This is a genomic window from Micromonospora sp. BS32, assembly GCF_059089345.1.
In genome coordinates this window covers 487711-506301 of sequence record NZ_JBSSHR010000001.1, presented here as the reverse complement: position 1 = coordinate 506301, position 18591 = coordinate 487711, and the positions used below count along the sequence as shown (strand labels likewise).

16 protein-coding genes are annotated in these 18591 nt (G+C 73.8%); 5 read left to right on the top strand and 11 right to left on the bottom strand.

The features are described from left to right. Positions 1 to 18: 18 nt before the first annotated feature. The 4 genes from AC5RWQ_RS02410 to AC5RWQ_RS02395 form a co-directional block, all read right to left on the bottom strand. Positions 19 to 621, bottom strand: a complete 603-nt coding sequence (locus AC5RWQ_RS02410; protein ID WP_494281081.1) for a TetR/AcrR family transcriptional regulator — start codon at positions 619 to 621, stop codon at positions 19 to 21. Between the two features lie 302 nt (positions 622 to 923). Further along, complete coding sequence (locus AC5RWQ_RS02405) at positions 924 to 3008, bottom strand: MMPL family transporter (protein WP_494281080.1); 2085 nt, start codon at positions 3006 to 3008, stop codon at positions 924 to 926. Positions 3009 to 3123: 115 nt separating this feature from the next. Beyond that, positions 3124 to 3360 (bottom strand): PqqD family peptide modification chaperone, encoded by a 237-nt coding sequence (locus tag AC5RWQ_RS02400; protein ID WP_494281079.1) that lies wholly within the window; start codon positions 3358 to 3360, stop codon positions 3124 to 3126. Between the two features lie 134 nt (positions 3361 to 3494). Next, positions 3495 to 4097 (bottom strand): TetR/AcrR family transcriptional regulator, encoded by a 603-nt coding sequence (locus AC5RWQ_RS02395; protein ID WP_334490616.1) that lies wholly within the window; start codon positions 4095 to 4097, stop codon positions 3495 to 3497. Positions 4098 to 4180: 83 nt separating this feature from the next. Between AC5RWQ_RS02395 and AC5RWQ_RS02390 the strand changes: the two genes are divergently transcribed. Next, entirely contained in the window at positions 4181 to 5794 is a 1614-nt protein-coding gene (locus tag AC5RWQ_RS02390; protein ID WP_494281078.1) for an MFS transporter, read from the top strand. Between the two features lie 155 nt (positions 5795 to 5949). Here the strand turns inward: AC5RWQ_RS02390 and AC5RWQ_RS02385 are convergent, their stop codons facing one another. Continuing rightward, entirely contained in the window at positions 5950 to 6720 is a 771-nt protein-coding gene (locus AC5RWQ_RS02385) for a thioesterase II family protein (protein ID WP_494281077.1), read from the bottom strand. Between the two features lie 345 nt (positions 6721 to 7065). Here AC5RWQ_RS02385 and AC5RWQ_RS02380 point away from each other — a divergent pair, with 345 nt between their 5' ends. Further along, positions 7066 to 7932 (top strand): metallophosphoesterase family protein, encoded by an 867-nt coding sequence (locus AC5RWQ_RS02380; RefSeq protein ID WP_494281076.1) that lies wholly within the window; start codon positions 7066 to 7068, stop codon positions 7930 to 7932. Positions 7933 to 8047: 115 nt separating this feature from the next. After that, positions 8048 to 8692, top strand: a complete 645-nt coding sequence (locus AC5RWQ_RS02375) for a LuxR C-terminal-related transcriptional regulator (RefSeq protein ID WP_334490621.1) — start codon at positions 8048 to 8050, stop codon at positions 8690 to 8692. Between the two features lie 70 nt (positions 8693 to 8762). Here AC5RWQ_RS02375 and AC5RWQ_RS02370 read toward each other — a convergent pair whose 3' ends face one another. Next, a complete protein-coding gene (locus tag AC5RWQ_RS02370) occupies positions 8763 to 9758 on the bottom strand; it encodes an aldo/keto reductase (RefSeq protein ID WP_494281075.1) in 996 nt (331 codons plus the stop codon). Between the two features lie 156 nt (positions 9759 to 9914). Here AC5RWQ_RS02370 and AC5RWQ_RS02365 point away from each other — a divergent pair, with 156 nt between their 5' ends. Continuing rightward, positions 9915 to 10796, top strand: coding sequence for a helix-turn-helix transcriptional regulator (locus tag AC5RWQ_RS02365; RefSeq protein WP_494281153.1), 882 nt, complete (start codon positions 9915 to 9917; stop codon positions 10794 to 10796). 30 nt (positions 10797 to 10826) lie between these two features. Here the strand turns inward: AC5RWQ_RS02365 and AC5RWQ_RS02360 are convergent, their stop codons facing one another. From AC5RWQ_RS02360 to abc-f, 5 genes are all read right to left on the bottom strand, one after another. Beyond that, positions 10827 to 12197, bottom strand: coding sequence for an FAD-dependent oxidoreductase (locus AC5RWQ_RS02360; RefSeq protein ID WP_494281074.1), 1371 nt, complete (start codon positions 12195 to 12197; stop codon positions 10827 to 10829). A gap of 231 nt (positions 12198 to 12428) precedes the next feature. Next, a complete protein-coding gene (locus tag AC5RWQ_RS02355; protein ID WP_494281073.1) occupies positions 12429 to 12932 on the bottom strand; it encodes an ATP-binding protein in 504 nt (167 codons plus the stop codon). Between the two features lie 62 nt (positions 12933 to 12994). After that, positions 12995 to 13330 (bottom strand): CGNR zinc finger domain-containing protein, encoded by a 336-nt coding sequence (locus AC5RWQ_RS02350; protein ID WP_494281072.1) that lies wholly within the window; start codon positions 13328 to 13330, stop codon positions 12995 to 12997. Between the two features lie 30 nt (positions 13331 to 13360). After that, positions 13361 to 13834, bottom strand: coding sequence for an MOSC domain-containing protein (locus AC5RWQ_RS02345; RefSeq protein WP_334490628.1), 474 nt, complete (start codon positions 13832 to 13834; stop codon positions 13361 to 13363). Positions 13835 to 13941: 107 nt separating this feature from the next. After that, positions 13942 to 15573, bottom strand: coding sequence for a ribosomal protection-like ABC-F family protein (abc-f, locus tag AC5RWQ_RS02340; RefSeq protein ID WP_494281071.1), 1632 nt, complete (start codon positions 15571 to 15573; stop codon positions 13942 to 13944). A gap of 277 nt (positions 15574 to 15850) precedes the next feature. Between abc-f and AC5RWQ_RS02335 the strand changes: the two genes are divergently transcribed. After that, complete coding sequence (locus tag AC5RWQ_RS02335; RefSeq protein WP_494281070.1) at positions 15851 to 18586, top strand: CHAT domain-containing protein; 2736 nt, start codon at positions 15851 to 15853, stop codon at positions 18584 to 18586. Positions 18587 to 18591: the final 5 nt, after the last annotated feature.

The following is an 18591-nucleotide window of genomic DNA, read 5'->3' as shown; positions in this document are numbered from 1 at the left end:
GACCCGGCCCGGCCGGGATCAGGCGCTCTTTTCCGTCAGGTCGCCCGCCCGGTGCCGCGCGGTGATGATCCGCAGCGCGGTCGCGACGTCGTGACCGGAGGGCGAGTGTTCCGGGTCGATCAGCCACTGGGCGAGCAGGCCGGTCAGCAGCGCCTGGTAGAACGAGCCGACCGCGCGGGACTCCGCCTCGCCGGCGCCCTCGGCGACGGTGCCGAACATCTGGGCCAGGCCCTGGCGCCCCTGCTCCAGGCCGGAGGAGAGGATCTCCTTCACGGCCGGCACGTGGTCGACGTGAGAGATCGCCTCGAAGCTGGCCAGCAGCACCTGCCGGTGCTTCGCGAAGAGGGCGATGATCTCCGTCCAGATCACCTCGAACTGGGCCATCGGCTCCAGGTCGCTGACGGCGTGGGCGGAGAGCGTACGGGCCAGTTCCGTGCCCCAGTCCCCGATCGCCTCGATCAGCGCCTGGTTGAGCAGGGCCTCCTTCGACCCGAAGTGGTAGCCGATGGAGGCGAGGTTCGTCCCCGAGGCCGCCACGATGTCCCGCGCCGTGGTGCGGGCGTATCCCTTCTCGGCCAGGCAGCGCTTCGCGCCGACCAGCAGGGCCTCACGATGTCCCATCGACCGTCGGGGCCACGACCGGGAAGGCCGCTGCCCCGTACCTCCTCCGCGCCGTCCGTCTGGTGCCGGATGCGGTGGTCGCGGTCATCGGCGACCTCCGCGGTACGTCGAGCCGTACCGCACCTGGCAGCCACTTTACTTCGTCCCCGCCGGGTGACCGGTATGTCGGTTCGGCGGGATCCGGGTGGGACGGTCCGGCGGACGGCCCGGACCGGGACAGGGAGCAGCGCCCGGGCCACGGGGGAGGCCCAGGCGCTGCACGTGCCGGAGAGGCGGGCGGGTGACCCGCCTCTCCGGCGGCTTCAGGAGGTCGGCACCAGCGGCGGCCGTGCGGCGGCCGGCGGGGACTGCGCCGGGAGCTCCCGGCTGAGCCGGCTCGGCCACCAGATCCGCGGGCCGATGTGCACGGCCAGCGCGGGGATGAGCAGGGTCCGCACGATGAACGTGTCGAGCAGGATGCCCACCGCGACGAAGATGCCGATCTGGATCGAGGGCACCAGCGGCAGGGCGATGAAGGTGGAGAAGGTCGCGGCGAGCACAAGGCCGGCGCTGGTGATCACCCCACCGGTCACCGTCAGCGCGTGCAGGACGCCCCGCCGGGTGCCCATCCGGCGGCTTTCCTCGCGGGCCCGGGTCATCAGGAAGATCGTGTAGTCGACGCCCAGGGCGACCAGGAAGAGGAACGCCTCCAGCGGCATGCCGTAGGAGATGTTGGCGTAGCCGAGGGCGTGCAGGATGAAGCCGGTCAGGCCCAGGGCCGCCGCGAACGACAGCACCACGCTGAGGATCAGCAGGATCGGTGCCACCAGGGCCCGCAGCAGCAGGATGAGCACGAGCAGCACCACGCCCAGGATCAGCGGCATGATCAGGAAGTCGTCCCGCTCGGCGGCCGTGGCGGTGTCGAGCTCGACGGCGCTCATCCCACCGACCACCGCGTCCGAGCCGGGCACCGCGTGCACGGCGTCCCGCAGCCGCTCCACGGTCCGCTGGGCGGCGGCGCTGGCCGGCGGGTCGGTCAGCACCGCCGAGATGGCGACCCACCGCCCGTCGGCCGACGGCAGCGGAGCCTGCACGCTCGCCACGCCGGGGACACCACCGGCCGCGGTGGCGACCGCGCTGGCGGAGCCCGTCGTCGCGATGATCTGGGCCGGGCCGGTCGAGCCGCCCGGGAAGTGCTGGTCGATCATCTTCTGGGCCCGGACCGAGCCGACGTCGTCGGCGAAGTAGTCGGTGCTGGGCAGGCCGAGGTGCAGGTTGGTGGCGCCGAAGACCATCGCGGCGAGCACCACCGCGGTGCCGATCCAGACGGCGCGCGGCCGCCGGCCGACGAACCGGGCGAGGCCGCCGTAGATCCGGTGCTGCGCCGTCGGTGCGGGCGCGTTCTCGGTGTAGCGCGGCACGAACGGCCAGAAGACCCAGCGACCCAGCACCAGCAGCAGGGCCGGCAGCAGCGTGGTCATCGCCACCAGCGCGGTCACGATCCCCACCGCGCCGACCGCGCCGAGGCTGCGGTTGGAGTTGAGCTGCGCGAAGAGCATGCAGAGCAGGGCCGCGGTGACGGTGGCCGCCGAGGCCAGGATCGCGCCGAACGACGCCCGCAGCGCGGCGCCCATGGCCCGGTGCCGGTCGGGGTGGCGGCGCAGTTCCTCGCGGTAGCGGCCGATCAGCAGCAGGGCGTAGTCGGTGCCGACGCCGAACACCAGGACCGTGAAGATGCTGCGGCTCTGCGGGTCGACGGTGAGGTCGGCGTACCGGGCCAGCAGGTAGACCACCGCGGTCGCGACCTGGCTGGCGAGAGCGACCGCGAAGAGCGGCACGGCCCAGAGGATCGGGCTGCGGTACGTGATGAGCAGCAGCAGCGCGACGATGCTGCCGGTGGCGATGAGGACGGTGACCTCCATGCCGGAGAACGCCTCGTCGATGTCCGTACCGGCGCCGCTCGACCCGCCGAGCGCCGAGCTCAGGTCGCCGGGCGCGTCGGCCAGGTGCTTCTTGATGGTGACGCTGTTGGCGGCCTGGGCGTCCTCGTCGCCCGCGAGCGAGAAGGCCAGCAGCAGCGCCTTGCCGTCCTGGCTCTTCACCGCCGGCGGGATGGCACCGTCGCGGGCGAAGCCGAGGAAGGCCGCCCGGTCCTGCTCGACCCGGCCGGCGTCCGCGGCGGTCACGCCCGACGCCCGGTTGTAGACCACCACCGCCAGGTGGGCGTCGAGGCCGGGGAACTGCTGTTCCACCCGATTGAAGGCCTCGGTGGCCTCTGCCGAGTGCGGCAGCCAGACCACGCCGTCACTCTGCTGGTAGTCGCCCAGCTTCATCGCCATCGGTGTGACACCGACGGCCACCCCCAGCCACAGCATGAAGACTGCCCACTTGCACCATTTCCAGGCCACCGCACACTCCCTCCGTCGGGATCCATCCTGTGCGGACGGCAGCGGGAGGGACACCGGCTCGGCACCCCTATCGTTGGTGGGCCTAACCCCCCAAAGTCGGTGGGGCGTGGGGCCGTCAGGGCAGCTCGACCCTTACCAGCCCGGCGTCACACCACTCCTCCACCCAGATGTCGACCTCGGCGCGCATGTTGACCGGGTCGATGTCCCAGAGTTCCGCCAGCATGTCGGCGGCGGCGGCGCACTGCCCCTCGTGCTGGCGCAGCGCCATCCACACGGCCGCGCCGATGCGCCCGCACCGGATCCGCCGGCCGGTGTCGCCGAGGAGGAACTCGAGGTGGCCGTCCTCGAGCATCCGTGACGTGACGCCCCGCGCCGGTCCCACTCGCACGTTGCCCCCCGTACCTTCGGATGCCGTGGGAGATCCCCGCCGGCTCGCCCGTCGTCCGGCGCCGCGTCGGCGCGGTGCGCCGGCGGCCGCCGTACCGATCAGCCCTGCGCGGACGTCTCCACGTCCGCTACGACGGTGGACATGATGCTCTCCAGGGCCTGGGCCAGCTCCCGGCCGGACGGGGCACGTTCGTCGTCGACGAGCCACTGCGCCATCACGCCGGTGACGAGCGCCTGGTAGAAGGATCCCACCGCCCACGCTTCGGCGCCGTCCCGGACCGGGTCCAGGTCGTGCAGCATCCGGGCGAGACCGTAGCGGGCCTGTTCCATGCCGGCCGCGAGCTGCTCGCGTACCTGCGGCACGTGGTCGACCTGGGCCAGGAACTCGAAGCTGGCCACCCAGGTGCGCCGGTGCCTGATCACCACGTCGACCAGGCGGGTCCAGGTCGCCTCGAAGCGTTCGAGCGCGTTCTGCCCCTCCTCGGGCGGTTCCGCCACGGCGCGGGCGATCTCGTCGCCCCAGTCCTGCACGGCGTCGATGAGGGCGGCGTTGAGCAACGCCTCGGTGCTCTTGAAGTGGTAGCCGATGGCGGCCAGGCTGACCCCCGCCTCGGCGGCGATGTCGCGGGCCGTGGTGCGCGGATACCCGTTCTGGTACAGGCATCGCTTCGCAGCGGCCAGGAGGGCTTCGCGATTTCCCATGCCGCAGAGCGTAGCTCAGATCTATACGGATGTTTTAGAAAGATGTCGTGGACGTTTGTTTCATACGGTTGTACAGTACGGGAATGACTGACCTGGAAGCGACGGCCGGCGCCGAGCCCGGCGCCAAGGCGACCGCCAAGGAGTGGCTGGGACTGAGCGTCCTGACCCTGGTTTGCCTGCTTCTCACCATGGACATCGGCGTCCTGTACTTCTCAGTTCCACTGATGAGTGCCGATCTCGAGCCCTCCGGCTCGCAGCTCTTGTGGATCATGGACAGCTACGGGTTCGCGCTCGCCGGCCTGCTGATCACCATGGGGTGGCTCGGCGATCGGATCGGCCGCCGCAAGGTGCTGGTGATGGGGGCGATCCTCTTCGGCACCGCGTCCGCGCTCGCGGCGTACTCGACCAGCCCCGAGATGCTCATCGCCTCACGCGCCCTGCTGGGCATCGGCGCCGCGACCCTCACCCCGACCACGCTGGCGCTCATCCGCAGCATGTTCCACGACCCCAACCAGCGCAAGACCGCCATCGCGGTGTGGAGCGGGGCGCTCACCGGCGGCGCGACCCTCGGCCCGATCATCGGTGGCCTGCTGCTGGAGAAGTTCTGGTGGGGGTCCGTCTTCCTCATCAACGTCCCGGTGATGATCCTGCTGGTGGTGCTCGCGCCGATCGTGCTGCCCGAGCAGCGCGACCCGTCACCGGCCCGGTTCGACCTGCTGGGCGTCACACTCTCCCTCGCCGCGATCCTGCCCACGATCTGGGGCATCAAGGAGCTGGCGGTCAACGGCTACAGCAACGCGGCGGTCGCCGCCATCGTGGTCGGCGTCCTCTTCGGCTGGGCGTTCATCCAGCGCCAGCGCACCCGTGAGCACCCGCTCATCGACCTGGTGCTGTTCCGGTCGCGGGCCTTCACCGGCTCCGTCATAGTCAACCTGATGGTGATGCTGGCGTTCGTCGGCATCAGTCTCTTCACCAACCAGTTCATGCAGCTGGTGCTCGGCAAGAGCCCGTTCGTGGCCGCCCTGTGGTCGCTGGCGGTCGCACCGGCCATCGGCATCGCGATCGGTGTCACCACCGCGGTGTCCAAGAAGGTCCGTCCGGGCTACATCATCTCCGGCGGCCTGCTGCTGATGACCGCGGGCTTCATCGTGCTGACCCAGGTCAGGGTGACCTCGCACATCCTGTTCCTGCTGGGTGGCGTGGCCTGCCTGGCCGCCGGCATGCTGGTGGCCAAGACGCTGATCGCCGAGATCATCGTCACCGCCGCCCCGGCGGAGCGCGCCGGCTCGTCCGCGGCGGTCTCCGAGACCGCCAGCGAGTTCGGTGGCGCACTGGGCTTCGCCGTCCTGGGCAGCGTCGGCACCGCCGTCTACCACCGGGAGATGCTCGACGTGCAGATTCCGGGCGCGCCGGAGGCCGTCGTCGAGGCGGCCCGCGGCACGCTCGGCGGTGCCACGGCCGTGGCGGCGAACCTGCCGGAGGGCATCGGCAACGCGCTGCTCGCCACCGGGCGGCTCGCGTTCACCCACGGCCTCAACAACGCCGCCCTGGCCGGGGCCATCGCCATGGCGGTGGTCGCGGTGCTGACCGGTTACCTGCTGCGCAACGTCCCCGTCTCGCCGGCCGGCGCGGCGACGAGCGAGGGGGCGGAGGCGACGGCGTCGCCGCAGACCGGCACCGTCGACGCCTCGGCGTAGTCAGTCATGCTCGGCCCCGGCGCCGGTGAAGCCACGGCTTCACCGGCGCCGCTCCGCGTACGCGGGCGACGGCGTCCGGTCGTGGGCCGCCACCACCGACCGGGTACGGAGAACGGGGCCGCCCCTGAGGGACGGCCCCGTCGACGTGTCCGGGCTCAGCCGGGGAGCCGCACGGCCGGCGCCAGCTCCTCGGCCAGCAGGTCGATCACCCGGGTCGCCTGCCGGACCAGATAGAAGTGCCCGCCGGGAAAGACCCGCAGGTCCATCCGCCCGGTGGTGTGCGCCGACCAGGCCCGCGCCTCGTCCATGCTGGTCATCGCGTCGCTGTCCCCGGTCAGCACGGTCACCGGGCACTGGAGCACCGGGCCGGGCCGGTGCCGGTACGTCTCGACCGCCCGGTAGTCGTTGCGGATCACCGGCAGGAACATCTGCTGCAACTCGGGATCGGTCAGCAGACGACTGTCGGTCCCCTCCAGCTGCCGCAGCTCCGCGAGGATGCCGGCGTCGTCGCGCAGGTGCACCGACTCGTCCCGGTAGCGCGACGGCGCGCGGCGCCCCGACGCGAAGACGTGGGTGAGGCGGTGCCGGCCGGCCCGTTCGAGCCGCAGGCCCACCTCGTACGCCAGGATCGCGCCCATGCTGTGCCCGAAGAAGGCCAGCCGGCGGTCGTCCAGCGGGGCGAGCGCCGCCGCGATCCCGTCCGCGAGGGCGTGCAGATCGCCGACGGGCGGTTCGGAGCGACGGTCCTGCCGGCCGGGGTACTGCACGCCGAGGACCTCCATCCGCGGCGCCAGGGCGGCGGAGACCGGGAAGTAGAAGCTCGCCGAGCCACCGGCGTGCGGGAAGCAGACCAGCCGCAGGTCACCGGCGGGCGCGGGATGGAATCGGCGGAACCACGGACCGGGATCGGGCGCTTGCTCGGTCACTCGGGACGTCCTTTCGGTGGGCCGGGCCGCGCGCCGACGCCGACGTCCTGCCCGGCGCCGCCGTACCCGTCGTCGCCGGACCCGCCGGCGCGGCCGGGCGCACGTCGCGCGGGATCTGCCGGCGGACGGTCTGCGCGAACTGATCGTTCGGACGCTATGGGCCGCCGGGAGGGCCCGCCAACCCTTAGCGCCCCCTGACTCGGGGCCGGCCGGACGGCGCGCGGTGGGCGTCCCCGCGTGCCCCGCGATAGGGGTTGGCCCGGTCACCGGCGGCTGGCTAGCGTCGGTACACCGGATCGGCCGGCACTCGGCGGGGGCGGACGGAGAGCATCGGGAGCGGCGGCCATGACGACCGGTAGCCTGCTGGCCACCAGCGACCTGCACGTGGCACACCCCGCCAACCGCGCCATCGTCGAGGGGCTCCGCCCGGAGCACGACGACGACTGGCTGATCGTCGCGGGCGACGTCGGCGAGACCTTCGCCGACATCGAGTGGGCCCTCGGCCTGCTGAGCGCCCGCTTCGCCCGGGTGGTCTGGGCGCCGGGCAACCACGAGCTGTGGACGCCCCGATCGGATCCGGTGCAGCTGCGCGGCGACGAGCGCTACCGCGCCCTGGTCGCCATGTGCCGCGGGCTCGACGTGCTGACCCCGGAGGACGACTACCCGGTCTGGGCGGGGCCCGGCGGTCCGGTGACGATCGCTCCCCTGTTCGTCCTCTACGACTACTCGTTCCGCGTCCCGGGCGCGGCCGACAAGCAGCAGTCCCTGGAGCGCGCGTACGCCGCCGGGGTGGTGTGCACCGACGAGATGCTGCTGCACCCCGATCCGTATCCGAGCCGGGAGGCCTGGTGCGCGGCCCGGCTGGACGTGACCCGGCGGCGACTGGCAGCCTGCGATCCGGCGCTGCCCACGGTGCTGGTCAACCACTTCCCACTGGTCCGGGAGCCCACCGACATCCTGCGATACCCGGAGTTCGCCCAGTGGTGCGGCACCACCGCGACCGCCGACTGGCACCGCCGGTTCCGCGCCGCGGTCAGCGTCTACGGCCACCTGCACATCCCCCGGACGACCTGGCACGACGGCGTACGGTTCGTGGAGGTGTCGCTGGGCTACCCGCGCGAGTGGGGCGCCCGCCCTGGGCCGCCGCAGGTGCTCCGGCACGTCTTCGCCCCGGCCCACGCCGCCGCGCCGGGGCTGGCCGCCCGGCGGTGACGGCGCCTCCGGTGCGGCCCGGGCCGATAGGATCCACCCGACCCGCCGGGCCGGGGGCGGGCCGCGTACCGGCCCGTGACCGGCGACCCCGGATCGACTCGACTATGGAGCCTGCGTGCGTGTTGTCCTTGCCGAGGACCTGGCCCTGCTGCGGGACGGGTTGATCCGCCTGCTGGAGGCGTACGACTTCGAGGTGGTGGCGGCGGTCGACAACGGCCCGGCGCTGGTGCACGCGTTGATCACGCACCGGCCCGACGTGGCGGTGGTCGACGTCCGTCTGCCGCCGACCCAGACCGACGAGGGGTTGCGGGCGGTCATCGAGGCCCGCAACGAGGTGCCCGGCCTGCCGGTGCTCGTCCTGTCCCAGCACGTCGAGCAGCTCTACGCCCGCGAGCTGCTCTCCGACCGCAACGGCGGCGTCGGCTACCTGTTGAAGAGCCGGGTCTCCGACATCGGGCAGTTCATCGACGCGGTGCGCCGGGTGGCCGCCGGTGGCACGGCCCTCGACCCGGAGGTCGTGTCACAGCTGCTGGCCCGGAACACCCACCACGAGCCGCTGCGTGACCTGACCGCCCGAGAGCGGGAGGTGCTCGCCCTGATGGCCGAGGGGCGGTCGAACGCCGCGATCGCCGCGAAGATGTTCGTCACCGAGAAGGCCGTCGGCAAGCACATCACCAACCTGCTGGGCAAGCTGGGCCTGCCGCCGTCCGACGACGACAACCGGCGGGTGCTGGCGGTGCTGGCCTACCTCAACGCCTGAGCACACCTCCGGACGTCGCCGGCCGGGCCCCGACCGTGCGGGAGCCCGGACCGGCCGACGCGCCGTCCGCTCAACGCTCGCTGTCGAGCATCGCCATCTGGGCCTGCGGGTACCGGTCCCCCGCCGCCGCGCCGGGCGGCACCGCCGCCTCGATCGCGGCCAGGTCCGCCTCGTCGAGCGTCAGCTCCGCCGCGGCCAGGGCCTCGGCGAGCCGGTCCCGGTGGCGGGCGCCGACCAGCGGCACGACGTCCGTGCCGCGGGACAGCACCCAGGCGATGGCGACCTGGGCCGGGGTGGCTCCCCGCTGGTCGGCCACCGCACGCAACGCCTCCACCAGGCTCAGGTTGTGGGTGAGGTTCTCCCCGGTGAAGCGGGGGCTGTGCGCCCGGAAGTCGGTCGCGGCCAGCGCGCGGTCCGCGGCCCACCGGCCGGAGAGCAGACCGCGGGACAGCACCCCGTAGGCGGTGACGCCGATGCCGAGTTCCCGGGCGGCGGGCAGCACCTCGGCCTCGACACCCCGACTCAGCAGCGAGTACTCGATCTGCAGGTCGACGATCGGGTGCACGGCGGCGGCACGGCGCAGCGTCTCGGCACCCACCTCGGACAGGCCGATGTGCCGGACGTACCCGGCCTCGACCAGTTCGGCGATCGCGCCGACGGTCTCCTCGATCGGCACCGCCGGATCGAGCCGGGCCGGCCGGTAGACGTCGACGTGGTCGGTGCCGAGCCGGCGCAGCGTGTACGTCAGCCACGTCTTCACGGCCGCCGGGCGGGCGTCGAACCCGAGCCACTCGCCGCCGGGCCCGCGCAGCGCGCCGAACTTGACGCTGATCGTCACCGCGTCCCGGTCCCGGCCGGCGAGGGCGTCCCGGATCAGCAGCTCGTTGTGGCCCATGCCGTAGAAGTCGCCGGTGTCGATCAGGGTCACCCCGGCGTCCAGCGCGGCGTGGATGGTGGCAATGCTCTCGGCGTCCTCCGAGGGGCCGTACATGCCGGACATGCCCATGGCACCGAGGCCGAGGGCCGAGACGGTCGGTCCGGTGGCGCCCAACTGACGGTTGATCATGTCTGCTCCTCCAGGTTCGTGTCCCGACCACTGTGCGACGGTGACCGGGGGTTCGGGCAGAGAAGGCTCAGCCTGGGATCGCCGATCCCTGGCTGCGGCGGGCGCGGCTGGGGCAGCCTGGTACGCGTGAGCGAGGCGACGGGTGGGGTGGGGCGGATGCAACGCGCGGAGCTGGCCGACTTCCTGCGCCGGCACCGGGAGCGGCTGCGCCCGGCCGACGTGGGGCTGCCGGTGGGGTCCCGCCGGCGGACGCCGGGGCTGCGCCGGGAGGAGGTGGCCGCGCTGGCCAGCGCCTCCCCGGACACGTACGTCCGGTTGGAGCAGGCGCGCGGCCCGCAACCGTCGGAGAGCATGCTCGCGGCGATCGCCCGCGCCCTGCGGCTGACCACGGACGAGCGCGATCACCTGTTCCACCTGGCCGGCCGCCGCCCGCCGGCGGTCCACCGCCCGACCGGCCACGTCCGGCCCGGCCTGCTCACCCTGCTGGACCACCTGGTCGACCTGCCCGCGCAGGTGATCGACGACCTCGGGGTCACGGTGGCACAGAATCCGCTCGCCCGGGCGCTGCTGGGCGACGACCCCCGGCACTCGGGTTGGCGACGCAGCTTCGCGTGGCGGTGGTTCACCGACCCGGCGGCCCGCGCCCTGTACCCGGCCGAGGACCACGACCGGCAGTCCCGGGTGATCGTGGCGGACCTGCGGGCCACGGCGGCCCGCCGGCACGGCGACGCGGACGTGGCCGATCTGGTCGGACGGCTGCGCGCGGCCAGCGAGGAGTTCGCGCGGCTCTGGGCGACGCACGACGTGGCGGTGCGCCGCTTCGACCGCAAGACGCTGCTGCATCCGGTGGTCGGCGCGGTCGAGGTCGACTGCGAGACCCTGGTCACCGCCGATGCGTGCCAGAAGCTGCTGGTGCTGACCCCGAGGTCGGGCACCGACGCGGCCGAGCGACTGCGCCTGCTGCGGGTGATCGGGACCCAGGAGCTGGAATCGACGGCGAGCGGGGTGTCCCCCGACCCGGGGCTGAACCGCGGCTGACCGGGCGGACCCGCCGCCCGGCCGGGGTGACTACGCCCGGGACCGGTTGACCCGCCACGCGCGGAGCAGGGTGCCGGGCCGGGCCAGGGAATTCGGGTGGCTGCGCATCTCCACCACGGCGTCGAAACGTCGGGCGACGGCCGGGTCGGTCACCGACGCGGCGACGATCTGGTCGGTGAGCCACCGGGACACCCGGAAGGCACGCGGACGGGGGCCGGCCACCGACGGGCGGGCCAGATCGGCCGAGGTCGACATCCCCCAGGCCGCGTCGACGACGATCCGCTGCCGGGCGAAGAACTCCCGGGCGTGGCGGCGGGGATCGACGCCGGAGCGGAGGTACTCCGACAGGCACGAGGCGTGCAACGCGGCCGACGACATGCCCTGACCGTAGATCGGGTTGAACGAGGAGACGGCGTCGCCGACGGCCACCAGGCCCCCCGGCAGCCGCCCGAGGCGGTGGAAGTCCCGCCGTCGGCTGTCGGCCTGGTGGTAGGTCCGGACCGGGCCGAGCAGCTCGTTGCCGACCACCCGGGCGAACTCCGGCGGGAAGTCCTCCCGGCAACGGCGGATCAGGTCGTCGCCGTCGCGACCGGGCCGGGTGTCGCCATAGCCGCCGAGCATCACGATCCACCGGCCGTCCTCGACGGCGGAGAACGCCGCGCCGGCCACGTCACCGCCGTTGCCCGGGCTGAAGCCGGCCAGGACGGCGTTGGGCACCGGGTTCTCCTCGGTACGCCGGAACGTCGCGGTCGCGTAGTGCAGGTCGATGGTCAGCCGCAGCTGGGGCGGGCGCTGCCAGCCCTGCCGTTCCAGCCAGTCACCGAGCCGACTCGCCCGGCCGGTGGCGTCGACGACGAAGTCGGCGAAGGTGGTGGCGGGGCCGGTGGCGGTCTCGTGGCGTACCCCGGTGACGGCGACCCCGTCGCAGTCCAGGCCGGTCACCCGGGCGCGGAGCACCGTCACGTTGGGCAGTTCCCGGGTGCGACGCCGCAGGAGTCCCTCCAGGAAGGGACGGCTGGCCGCGATCATGTCGACGTCCGAGCCGGGCACCTTGCGCCGCCCGTCGAGGTAGCTGCGCCGGGTGGCGGCGGAGACCAGCACGGCGCCCTCGGCCACGGCCTGCCGGGAGAAGCCGGGGAACCACCGCTCGAGCTGGCCCAGGCCGGCCGGCAGCAGCACGTGCATCTGGGTGCCCTGCGGCACGCCGGACCGTGCGCCGCCGCTCAGCTCGTCGCGATCCACGACCAGCACGTGTTCCGCGTGGTCGGCGAGCACTCGGGCGGCGAGCAGCCCGGCGACGCTCGCCCCGAGCACGACGGCCCGGCCGAGCACGACCGACGGTCGGGCCGCCGGCGGCGTCGCGCCGATCCGGGCGAAGGCGCGCGCGGGAGACTGGTACACCGCAACCTCCCCTCGTCGACGTGGCGCCACGCCGACGCGTCGGCAGCTCAGCGTCGCCATCAGTCAACGGAAAGTCATCGTCGCTGGCCATCCGGCCGGCGGCCGACCCGGGTCACCCCTTCGGTGGACCCCCCCCCGGCGACTTCGGGCCCGGGCCCGACCGGCGCTCGGGGCAGCCGTTCCGGGCCGGCCGCCGGTAGGTGACCGGTCACCGCCCCGGTGCGGGACCCGTCAGTTCACCGCCGCGGACGTCTGCGGGCCGTCCGGTCGCCCGTTGGACGGCGCGTCGGGGCGACCGGCCGGCGACAGGCAGGCGCTGACCGTGGCGGTGACGCCGTGCGGGCCCTGGGTGAGGATCAGCCCCTCGGTGAGCTGGTGCGCCAACCAGAGTCCGCGGCCGCCGGCGACGTCCACGGCGGCCGGCCGCACGGGCAGCGTGCCCGTCGGGGTGCCGTTGTCACTGATCTCGCAGATCAGCACGTCGCCTTCGCACCGGAGATCGAGGCGGCCGTGGCCACCGCCGTGGCGTACCGCGTTGGCGACGAGCTCGTGCACGGCGAGCACGAAGTCGTCACCGGTGTCGCCGGTGAGCCCGGCGGCGTTCACCGCGGCGTGCAGCCGGTGGCGCAGGGCGGTGACGCTGGAGGCGGCGAAATCCTGCGACAACAGGACGACGGCGGCACCGGGCACCGGGGTCGGATGCCCCGGGTCGGGTGCCGCTGTATCGTCGCTCACGCTCGCAGGCTACACATTGCCGGAAACACCGCGACCGTTGCGAAGGGGCAACCATCCGCAGGTCACCGGAGCGCTCCCACCGGCGCGACCCGGTCATCGTCCGCGGGACGACCCTCGGCCGCGGTGCCGCGGCTCTTGCGGGCGGCGTACGCCCGCCGCATCTTGACGTGGTTGCCGCAGCCGGCCATCGAGCACCACCGGCGGGCCTGGTTGCGGGAGGCGTCGTAGTACGCCCAGCGGCAGCTGTCCCGCGCGCAGACCTTGAGCCTGGGCCAGGTGCCGTCCTCACCGGCCTGCCGGACGGCGTCGAGGAGCCGGACCAGCGCCCGGTCGAGCGCGGCGTCGCGGATGGCGACGAGGCGGGGGCCGTCGCCGGAGAAGGCCAGCCGGACGGGCACGTCGGCCAGGACCCGGTCGACCCGGCGTCCCTAGCCGGCGACTGTGACGTCCACCGGGCCGACCCGCAGCACGCCGTCGGTCAGCGGCGTGCAGCGGATGCCGCCCCTGCCCCGGAGCGCCTTCCACGTGCCGGGGCCGACGGCCACGTCCATCCAGGCGCAAGGACGGGCCGGCTGCTGCACCCGCAGCCGGACCGGCCCGTCCCCCGAGTCCAGCACCAGCACCGACCCGACCAGCTCGTCCACCGCGACGCCGCTGGTCAGGATGTTGCGCCGGACCTGCACCAGGTCGGCCCCGGGTGGCAGCGACTCCGCGGCGATCACCGTGACGCTCGCCTCGCGGTGCGCGGGCCTGCCGAAGTACCGGTCGCCGACGATGCCCAGGCCGGCCCGGATCCGGATCTCCTCGACCAGTTCACCGGGGGCCGCCGGCGCCGGACCGTCGGCGGGGCGGCCGACGTAGCGGTGCACCGGCGAGGCCAGCAGCTGGACGATGCGCGGCATGCCGGTGATCCTACGAGCCGCAGCCCACGGCGCCGACGGCCTTCCTGCCGGCGTCACCTGCCCCGGGTCGCGGCACGGATCTGCCTACCGGCCCGGCGACCTCAAGATCACACAGGGGCGCCGACCTCCCGCAGCCGGCCCCCGTCGAGCCGCAACCAGCGATCCACCCCGATGTCGGCGAGGAACCGCTCGTCGTGGCTGACCACCACGAAAGCCCCCTGGTACGCCTGCAGCGCGCTCTCCAGCTGAGCGACGCTGACCAGGTCCAGGTTGTTGGTCGGCTCGTCCAGCAGCAGCAGCTGGGGCGCCGGCTCGGCGCAGAGCACGCAGGCCAGGGTGGCGCGCAGCCGCTCGCCGCCGGAGAGCACCCCGACCGGGAGGTGCGCCCGGGCGCCACGGAACAGGAACCGGGCGAGCAGGTTCATCCGCTCCGCATCCGGCACGCCGGGCGCGAACGCGGCCAGATTTTCCGCCACCGTACGGTCGACGTCCAGCAGGTCCAGCCGCTGCGACAGGTAGGCGACCCGGCCGTCGGCCCGTCGCGTCGCGCCGCCCTCCGGCGACAGCTCGCCGGTGACCAACCGCAGCAGGGTCGACTTGCCGGCGCCGTTCGGCCCGGTCAACGCGATCCGCTCCGGTCCCCGGATGGTCAGATCGATCCCGTCCCCGGCGAAGAGGGCCCGGCCGCCGTGCCGGACCTGCATCCGTTCCCCGGTGAAGACGGTACGACCGGCCGGGACGTTCGTCCCGGGCAGCTCCACGGTGATCCGCTGGTCGTCGCGCAGGGCGCGTTCGGCCTCGTCGAGCCGGGCCCGGGCGTCGCCGACCCGCGCGGCGTGCATCCCGCTGGCCCTCCCCGCCGACTCCTGCGCGCTGCGCTTCAGACCGCCCGCGACGATCCGGGCCAGGCCGGCGCTGCCGAGGTTCCGGGCGGCGTTGCCCTGTCGGCGCTCGGCCCGCTCGCGGGCCTGTTGCATCTCCCGCCTCTCCCGCCTGACCTCCTGCTCGGCGTTGCGGACGTTCTTCTCGGCCACCTCCCGCGCGGCGCCGACCGCCGCCTCGTACGCGGTGAAGTTGCCGCCGTACGCGCGGACCCCGCCCCGGTCCAGTTCGAGGATCCGGTCCATCCGGTCGAGCAGCGCCCGGTCGTGGCTGACCAGCAGCAGGCAGCCGCCCCAGTTCTCCAGCACGCCGTAGAGCTTGTGGCGGGCGTCGATGTCGAGATTGTTGGTGGGCTCGTCGAGGAGCAGGACGTCGGGCCGCTTGAGCAGCTGAGCCGCCAGGCCGAGGGAGACGACCTGGCCGCCGCTGAGGGTGTGCAGGCGCCGGGTGAGCGCGACGTCGGCCAGGCCCAGCCGGTCCAGCTCGACCCGGCTGCGCTCCTCGACGTCCCAGTCGTTGCCGACGGTGGTGAAGTGTTCCTCGGCGGTGTCCCCGGACTCGATCGCGTCCAGGGCGTGCAGCACCGGGGCGATCCCGAGGACCTCGGCGACGGTCAGGTCGCCGGCCAGGGAGAGGGTCTGCGGGAGGTAGCCGACCACCCCGTCGACCGTCACGGTGCCGCCGGTCGGCCGCAGTTCACCGGCGATCAACCGGAGCAGGGTGCTCTTGCCGGCGCCGTTGGGCGCGACCAGGCCGGTGCGGCCGGCGCCCACGGTGAAGGAGAGATCGTCCAGGACCGGGGTGTCGTCCGGCCAGGAGAAGGAGAGGTGCGAGCAGACGATGAACGCGTCGGACATGCGAGGAACCTCATGGGTGACGTGGGCGCGGCGGAGCCGCCCAGCGGGAGACGGGTCGGTGGAACGACGACATGGCCACGGCGGCTGCGCTGTCGCGCGCCGACCCGGTGGCCGCACACTCCGGTCTCACCCGGAGATGTCGTCGTCACCTGCCACGTCTGGTCTCCCTCATCCGGTCGTTCGATTCCGACCCTAACACCGCCCACCGCTGCCCGGTCCACCCTCGCGGTCCGTCAGGTGAGGTAGATCGGAAGGTGGCACGCGGGAGGGGGCGCGGGTGGACGGGGCGGCCGACATCGCCGGGCGGTGCGTTGCGATCAGCCGGGCGGCCTTCGGCCGGGGTGACCTGGAGGCGGCGATCGGGGACCTGCACCGGCTCCCGGCCGACCTGCCGGTCCGGGGTGTCCTGGCGGCCGACCTGCTCGGTGCCCTGGTGCGCGGGGGTCCGTCGACGGATCCCCGCCGGCTACGGCAGCTCGACGGCCTCCTGGAGATCGCCGAGGCGGGTCCACCCGACACCCCGGAGTGGCCGCAGGTGCGCGCGGCGGCCCGGGCGATGGCGGTGCTGCGCGCCGGGGTGGAGGGAGAGGTGTCGGACCCGCGGGTCGCGCTCGCCGAGGTGGAGTCCTTCCTCGCCCTGGCGACGACCGAGGGCGACGACGCGACGGTGGCGCCGCTGCGGGACGGGATGAGGACCATGATCGGTGCCCTGCGGGCGATGGACGACGGTGACGAGGCCGCGATGGAGCGGCTGCCCGGCGAGGCCCGTCGGCTCCGCGATGCGCTGGCCGGCAACCCGGCGCTGGCGACGCTCGGCGACGCCTTCGCCAGCCTGACCGACATGATGGCGGCGAACCACCGCGGTGACGACCCTCGACCGGCCTTCGACCTGCTCCGCGAGACGGTGGAGCGGCTACCGGCCGAGGATCCGCTCCGGGCCTCCGTGGTGTCCCTCGAGACGATGCTGACGCCGCTGGCGGCGATGCGCGGCGAGGGTCCCGACGGGACGGTCCCCACCGTCACGGCCGAACAGCTCGCCGCCATGACGACCCTGGCGCAACGGCCCGACCTCTCCCCCAGCGACCGTGCGATGTACCACTCGGGGATCGGCGGCACGATGCTCGGTCTCGGCGAGGAGACCGACCCGGTCCGGGTCGAAGAGGCCGTCGCGCACCTACGGACGTCGGTGGACATCGCCCCACCCGACGACCCCCGTCTCGCCTCGCATCTGGTCGGCCTGGCCCTCGGACTGGTCCGCCGCAGCGAGGTGACCGGCTCGATGGCGGACGCGGTCGAGGCCGACGAGGTGCTGGGGCGGGCGAAGCGGCTGGCCGGTGGGCCGGCACACCCCCTGTGGTCGGTCATCAACGAGCTGCTGTCGCAGGTACGGCGGCGGCACGCCGGTGCGGCGGACCCGCACACCGTCGCCCTGGAGGGCCTGCGCGAACACGCCTGGCGGGTGCTGCTGCAGACCGACCTGAGGGCGGCCAACGCCGCCGCGCGCCGGGCCGCCCAGGACGCCGTCGACGTCGCGCGACAGTGCCTGGTGTTCCACGATCCGGCCAGCGCGATCCGCGCGCTCGACGCGGGCCGGGGACTGGCCCTCTACGCGGCGACCGAGAACCGGCAGATCCCCGGTCGCCTCGAGGGCGCGGGCCGGCCCGACCTGGCGTCGCGCTGGCGGACGACCACCGCGTCCGGCGCGGCGGAGGAGGTCCCGATCGACCTGCGTCGCGAGGTGCTCACCGTGCTCACCGAGCGGAGCAGCGCGGGGGCGCTGCTCGACGCGCCGACGCTTGACGAGATCCGCGCCGCGCTGCACACCCTCGACGCGGACGCGCTCGTCTACCTGATGCCGGGCGCGGCACCGGTGCCCGGCTACGCGGTCATCGCGCCGGCGCAGGGCCCGCCCGCCTACATGGCCCTGCCCAACCTGCACCTCTTCGACGACCTGGACGTGGAGCGCTACCTGAGGGCCCTGGTCCGACGCGACGCGGTCATCGCGGACCCGGAGCGGGACCTGACCGCGCTCGACGACCCCGCCGACTTCGCCGGCAGCCTCGACGCCATGTGCGACTGGGCGTGGCGGGCCGCGATCGGCCCGCTGGTGCAGCGGTACCTGCCCGCCCTCCCCCGCCCCGCCACCGGGCGACCGCCCCGGATGGTGCTGGTGCCGATGGGGGAGCTCGCCCGGATCCCGTGGCAGGCGGCCCGCCGGCCGGACGGCACGTACGCGGTGCGGCTGGTCGCCATCTCGCAGGCCGCCTCGGCCCGGATGCTCTGCCACTCGGCGGCCCTTCCTCCGGTCGCGCCGACCCCGGTGGGCCTGGTGGTCGGGGATCCGGACCCGGGCGGTGAGGCGCCGGACCTGGCCGCGGCCCGGGTCGAGGCGTACGCCATCCACCGGTCGTTCTATCCCGGCGGCCGGTACGTGGGCCGGCGGGTCGACGGGTCGCCGAGCCGGTCCGGCCCCGGCAGCGTCGATGAGGTGCGGGCCTGGCTCACCGGCGACAACCCCGGCGCCGGCGCGGTGCTGCACCTCGCTTGTCACGGGGTCATCAACACCGACCCGGCGACGGCCACCTCCTACCTCCTGCTGGCCGGCGGTGGACGGCTGACCGCGGAGGAGCTGGTCGAGCTGACGGCGCGCTCCCCGGAGCGGGCCATCGGGCTGATCGTGCTCGCCGCCTGCCGGACGGGGCTGGCGATCAGCGGCTACGACGAGGCGTACAGCCTGGGCACGGCCTTTCTCGCCGGCGGCGTCCGGTCGGTGCTGTCGACCCAGTGGGCCATCCCCGATCGGGCCACCTCGGTGCTGATGTACATGTTCCACCACCACCTGATCGCGGACGGACTGCCCGCGTGGGAGGCGCTGCGGCGGGCACAGGGCTGGATGCTCGACCCGGACCGGTCCATTCCGGAGGGGATGCCGGCGCCGCTGCGCCGGCACCTGGCCCACGACGAACTCTCCCACGTCACGGCCTGGGCCGGATTCGTCCACTGGGGACAGTGATGCGA